At 65.5% G+C, this 505-nt stretch carries 1 pseudogene; it reads left to right on the top strand.

From position 1 onward, the window contains the following. Positions 1–505 (top strand): annotated as a pseudogene (locus IEY39_RS30345) (IS3-like element IS6110/IS987 family transposase); the annotation flags it as partial.

Genomic DNA, 505 nt, shown 5'->3' with positions numbered 1-505 from the left:
TCTTCGCGGCCGAGCTCGACCGGCCAGCACGCTAATTACCCGGTTCATCGCCGATCATCAGGGCCACCGCGAGGGCCCCGATGGTTTGCGGTGGGGTGTCGAGTCGATCTGCACACAGCTGACCGAGCTGGGTGTGCCGATCGCCCCATCGACCTACTACGACCACATCAACCGGGAGCCCAGCCGCCGCGAGCTGCGCGATGGCGAACTCAAGGAGCACATCAGCCGCGTCCACGCCGCCAACTACGGTGTTTACGGTGCCCGCAAAGTGTGGCTAACCCTGAACCGTGAGGGCATCGAGGTGGCCAGATGCACCGTCGAACGGCTGATGACCAAACTCGGCCTGTCCGGGACCACCCGCGGCAAAGCCCGCAGGACCACGATCGCTGATCCGGCCACAGCCCGTCCCGCCGATCTCGTCCAGCGCCGCTTCGGACCACCAGCACCTAACCGGCTGTGGGTAGCAGACCTCACCTATGTGTCGACCTGGGCAGGGTTCGCCTAC

Origin of the sequence: Puia dinghuensis, from assembly GCF_014642875.1 — a bacterium.
GTDB classification, from domain to species: domain Bacteria; phylum Bacteroidota; class Bacteroidia; order Chitinophagales; family Chitinophagaceae; genus Puia; species Puia dinghuensis.
This window is presented reverse-complemented; position numbering and strand designations above follow the sequence as displayed.